Consider the following 5,130-nt stretch of genomic DNA (forward strand, 5'->3'; position numbering starts at 1 on the left):
GCGAGCATCCCGGCGATCGCCCCGGCATCGGTCAGGCCCCGCCACCAGATCCCCAGCAGCAGCAGGGGACACAGGGTGGAGGCGGTGAAGGCGAAGACGGACCCGACGCTGCCGGCCAGGGCGAGGCTGTCCGTCATCAGGGCGACCACGAGCGGGACGAGGGCGGACAGCAGGGCGGCGCGCCGGAAACCCCGGACGCTGCCCTGGAAGAACTCCTGGCTGACCACTCCGGCGAGCGAGACCACGAGCCCGCTCGTCGTCGACAGGAACGCCGCGAAGGCTCCCGCGGTCACGAGGGCCGAGAGGAGGTCACCCGTGGCGCCGTCGACGATGCGGCCGGGCAGCAGGAGGACGGTGGCGTCCGCCGCGCCCCCTGCCGCGAGTTCCGGGGTGTGGATCCTGCCGAGGATCCCGTACACGGTGGGGAAGAGGTAGAACACGGAGAGCAGGCCGAGGACGATCAGGGTGGTCCTGCGCGCCGACGCCCCGTCCGGGTTCGTGTAGAAGCGGACCAGCACGTGCGGCAGCCCGAGCGTCCCGAACAGGAGGGCGATGACGAGCGAGATGGTGCCGTAGAGCGACGCGTCCGCCGTCGTGTCGAGGTCCGCCGTGAAGGCACGCCCACCGTCCGTGATCGGCAGGCCCTCCGAGCCGAGGTGCACGAGGACGAACACGACCGGCACGGCGAGGGCCGTCAGCTTCAGCCAGTACTGGAAGGCCTGCACGAAGGTGATCGAGCGCATCCCGCCGGTCACGACGCTGAGGCACACCACCACGACGACGGCCAGCGGCCCCACCCAGGCGGGCAGGCCCGTGGTGATGCTCACCGTCAGGGCGGCGCCGTGCAGCTGCGGCACGATGTAGAGCCAGCCGACGACGACCACGAGCAGGCTGGTCACGCGGCGCACGAGCAGCGAGTCCAGGCGCGCCTGGGCGAAGTCCGGGATGGTGTAGGCACCGGACCGGCGCAGGGGGGCGGCGACGAACAGCAGGAGCATGAGGTACCCGGCGGTGTATCCGATGGGGAACCAGAGGGCATCCACCCCCGAGACCAGGATCAGGCCGGCGATGCCGAGGAAGCTCGCCGCGGAGAGGTACTCGCCGCCGATCGCCGAGGCGTTCCACCATGGGCGGACGGTTCGCGACGCGACGTAGAAGTCCCCGGTGGTGCGCGAGATCCGCAGGCCGTAGATGCCGATCAGCAGGGTGCTGAGCGCCACGAGGACGAGCGCCGTGTAGCCGATGGCCGGGCTCAGCTGCAGGGCCCCGCCGTCCAGTGCCTCACTCATCGTCGACGAGGTCCTGGAAACGTCGCTCGTTCCGCGACGCGCTGCGCACGTAGAGGACGGCGCAGCCGATCACGAGGGGATAGACACCGAGGCCCAGGAGCAGCCAGGGGACGGGGACGGTCAGGACCCTCATCCCGTCGATGTCGGGGAACACCGCGAGCAGCACCGGGATGCCGATGAGGATCACCAGGAACCCTCCGGCCACCACGAGGGCGAGGCGCAGCTGGGACCGGATCAGGGACGCGACGAACAGCTGGCCCACCTCGGACTGCTCGGCCATCTCGCGGGAGACCGGGAAGGAGGCGCCCGTGGCGCGCGCCGCCGTCCGGGGGGCGGTGACGCGGACCCGACGGGACTTCTCGGGGCGCTCCTCGGTCACGGGGCCGTCCCGGGCAGGGCGGCAGGGGGCGTACGCGGGTCCATGCAGCGCCCGTCAGTGGCTCGGCCGCAGCCGGGTGGCTTCGAGCTTCTCCCGCACATCGGGCAGGTGCCGGCGGCTCACGGGCAGCTCGGCGTCCCCCACGAACAGGCTCGCCCGCCCGGCGCCGATCCGCACCTTCCGCACCTGGTCCATCGCCACGAGGTAGGAGCGGTGCGTGCGGAGGAACCCCGCCTCGGCCCACTGCCGCTCGAGATCGTTGAGCGGGATGCGGATGAGGTAGCTCGCCTCGGAGGTGTGCAGGCGCGCGTAGTCGCCCTGCGCCTGGACGTACCGCACGTCGTCGCGCCGGATCATCCGGCTCACGCCGCCCTGGTCGACCGTGATGACCTCGGGCGCCGCCGTCGCCCCCTCCATGAGTTCGCACACGCGGCGCACGGACTCCGCGAGCCGTTCGGTCCGGACGGGCTTCAGGAGGTAGTCGACGGCACGCAGCTCGAACGCCTCGAGGGCGCGGTCCTCGTCGGCGGTGACGAAGACGACGGCGGGCGGCCGGCTGAAGCGGGAGATCACGCGGGCGATGTCGAGACCGGACAGCGACGGCATGTGGATGTCGAGGAACAGGGCGTCCACGCTGTGCTGCTCGAGGGCCCTCAGGGCCTCTGCTCCGCTCGACGCGCGGTGGATCGTCCCGATCCGGGCGTCCTTGCCGAGCAGGAATGCCAGTTCCTCGACGGCGGGGAGCTCATCGTCGGCGATGATGACATTGACCATGGATCCTAGGTTACGCGTCTCACGCCTGGTGATCGGGCTGCGACTTGGGCACGCGCATGGTGATGAGGGTGCCTGCGCCGGGCGCGGTGTCGATGATCAGGCCGTGGTCGTCGCCGTACACCTGGCGCAGGCGGGAATCGACGTTGCGCAGGCCCACGTGGACGCCCTCGGTGTGGCCGGCGAGGACGGACCGGAGGTGCTCCGGCTCGATCCCGACGCCGTCGTCCTCGATGGTCACCTCGGCGAACGGGCCGACGTCGTGCGCGGTGATCGTGATGTTCCCGACGCCGTCGCGGGAGTCCAGCCCGTGGCGCACCGCGTTCTCGACCAGCGGCTGGAGGCTGAGGAACGGGATCACCGTGCTGAGGACCTCGGGACCGATCTCCAGGGTGACATTGAGCCGGTCCCCGAAGCGGGCACGTTCGAGCAGGAGGTAGCGGTCGATGCTGCGCAGCTCCTCCGCCACCGTGGTGAAGTCGCCGTGGCGGCGGAAGGAGTAGCGCGTGAAGTCGGCGAACTCGACCACGAGCTCCCGGGCCCGCTGCGGGTCCGTGGTGATGAAGGACGCGATGGCGTTGAGCGAGTTGTAGATGAAGTGCGGGCTGATCTGGGCCCGGAGGGCGCGCACCTCCGCTTCGGCCAGGAGCCGCCGGGACGAGTCCAGTTCCGCGAGTTCCACCTGCGTGGAGACCCACCCGGCCAGCTCGTTGGTGGCCCGCACGAGACCCGCGTCGACGTCGCCCGCGAAGGCGCCGACTGTGCCCACCACGCGGTCGTCCACGCGCACCGGCGAGAGGACGAGTTCGCCGAGGTCCGTCAGCCCCGCGGCATCGAGCCGCTGGCGCCGCACGATCTGCGTCCGGCCGCTCTCGAGGACCTGTCGGACCAGCGGCATGACATAGGGCGGGGTACCGCGACCGCCGTCCCAGGCGAGCACGCCGGCGTCGTCGCTGATCATCAGGACGTCGCAGCGGAGGAGGCCGTGCAGGTGGCGCCCGGCCTTCGAGGCGCCCGACGGCGTCAGTCCCTCACGCAGGTGCTCGGAGGCCAGGGCCGCCGAGTGCAGGGTCGCGTACGTGGCGCGGTCGGCGTCGGATCCGAGGTCCCGATAGGAGCGCGAGAGGCGGAAGCCGAGAAAGGCCACGACCGCGAGGGTGATGACGGCCACGGCGCACACCAGGGCGGTGTCGACGGCGGCACTGAACATGGCTCCAGAGTATCGCCCGCCGTCCGGCCTGCCGGGCCGGGCCGTTCGTCGCGCCCGGCGACCGTTCGGCGCATCCGGCTGCGCGCTCACCGACGGAGGCCGGTGCGGTGCTGGTGATGGGCGTCGCCGTGCAGCACAGTGATGGGAGTCACACCGCCGTGCCTTCCTGCGCGGCGATCCTGCCGCCCGGCGGCCGGGGTGACGTCCCGACCGAAGGAGAAACAATGGGCTCGCACCCGACAGAGCCGGCCGCCGGCTCCGGTGCTGCCGTCGACTTCACAGAAGTCCAGCAGACCGAGCAGTTCAAGGAACTGCGCAAGCGCCACCGCAGCTTCGTCTTCCCCATGGCAGTGTTCTTCCTGCTCTGGTACTTCGCCTACGTGCTGCTCGCCGACTACGCGCACGAGTTCATGGCGACGCCGGTCATCGGCAACGTCAACATCGGCATCATCCTCGGGCTGCTGCAGTTCGTCAGCACGTTCGCCATCACCATGTGGTACGTCAGCTACGCCAACAAGCGCCTCGACCCGATCGCCGCGAACCTGCGGCACGAGCTCGAGGAAGCAGCCCCCGAAGTATTCATCGACCCCGCAGGCGGAAAGAAATGATCTCCATTCCCAGCGCGGGCGTCCGCCTGCCGCTCCAGACGGTCGAGGCGACCACCGTCGGTTCCCCGGCCCTCAACATCACGATCTTCGGCCTGTTCGTGGCGATCACCCTCGTGATCGTGCTCCGCGCCAGCCGCAACAACAAGACGGCGGCGGACTACTACGCCGCGGGCCGCTCGTTCACCGGCGGCCAGAACGGCACCGCGATCGCGGGGGACTACCTCTCGGCGGCCTCCTTCCTCGGCATCGTGGGCGCCATCGCCATCAACGGGTACGACGGCTTCCTGTACTCGATCGGGTTCCTCGTCGCCTGGCTCGTGGCACTGCTCCTGGTCGCCGAACTGCTCCGCAACACGGGCAAGTTCACCATGGCGGACGTGCTGTCCTTCCGGCTGAAGCAGCGTCCCGTGCGCATCGCGGCGGCCATCACCACGCTGGCGGTCTGCTTCTTCTACCTGCTCGCGCAGATGGCGGGAGCCGGCGGACTCGTCTCGCTCCTGCTCGGCATCAACGACCGGCTTGGCCAGTCCGTGGTCATCACGGTGGTCGGCGTACTCATGATCATGTATGTGCTGATCGGCGGCATGAAGGGCACCACCTGGGTGCAGATCATCAAGGCCTGCCTGCTGATCGCCGGCGCATTCATCATGACCGTCTGGGTCCTCGCGCTGCACGGCTTCAACCTCTCCACGCTGCTGGGTGCCGCGATCGAGACCTCCGGCAACGCCGCCATCACGAGCCCGGGCCTGCAGTACGGGCTGACCTCCGTCACGCGCCTGGACTTCCTGTCGCTCGCGCTCGCGCTGGTCCTCGGCACCGCTGCACTGCCGCACGTCCTCATGCGCTTCTACACCGTCCCCACCGCGAAGGAGG

Annotated in this window: 6 protein-coding genes; 2 read left to right on the forward strand and 4 right to left on the reverse strand. The window is 70.1% G+C overall.

Features of this window, described 5'->3' with window-relative positions; genetic code table 11:
• The 4 genes from CVO76_RS03985 to CVO76_RS04000 form a co-directional block, all read right to left on the reverse strand.
• Window positions 1-1,256 (reverse strand): cation acetate symporter (locus CVO76_RS03985; RefSeq protein WP_208741692.1); only part of this gene is annotated, 1,256 nt, incomplete at its 3' end.
• A 25-nt stretch (window positions 1,257-1,281) separates the two neighbouring features.
• Entirely contained in the window at window positions 1,282-1,668 is a 387-nt protein-coding gene (locus CVO76_RS03990) for a hypothetical protein (protein ID WP_133082169.1), read from the reverse strand.
• Window positions 1,669-1,722: 54 nt separating this feature from the next.
• Window positions 1,723-2,442 carry a LytR/AlgR family response regulator transcription factor gene (locus CVO76_RS03995; protein WP_208740766.1) on the reverse strand — a complete coding sequence of 240 codons (720 nt, stop codon included), beginning with the start codon at window positions 2,440-2,442 and terminating at the stop codon, window positions 1,723-1,725.
• Between the two features lie 19 nt (window positions 2,443-2,461).
• Window positions 2,462-3,649, reverse strand: coding sequence for a sensor histidine kinase (locus tag CVO76_RS04000; protein WP_208740768.1), 1,188 nt, complete (start codon window positions 3,647-3,649; stop codon window positions 2,462-2,464).
• A 224-nt stretch (window positions 3,650-3,873) separates the two neighbouring features.
• On the opposite strand from CVO76_RS04000, the gene CVO76_RS04005 reads away from it, so the two are divergent.
• Entirely contained in the window at window positions 3,874-4,257 is a 384-nt protein-coding gene (locus tag CVO76_RS04005; protein WP_133082172.1) for a DUF485 domain-containing protein, read from the forward strand.
• A partial coding sequence (locus CVO76_RS04010) for a solute symporter family protein (protein WP_432206127.1) occupies window positions 4,254-5,130 on the forward strand: 877 nt, incomplete at its 3' end. The genes CVO76_RS04005 and CVO76_RS04010, both read left to right, overlap by 4 nt.

Origin of the sequence: Arthrobacter agilis, from assembly GCF_002953615.1 — a bacterium.
Classification (GTDB): Bacteria; Actinomycetota; Actinomycetes; order Actinomycetales; family Micrococcaceae; genus Arthrobacter_D; species Arthrobacter_D agilis_B.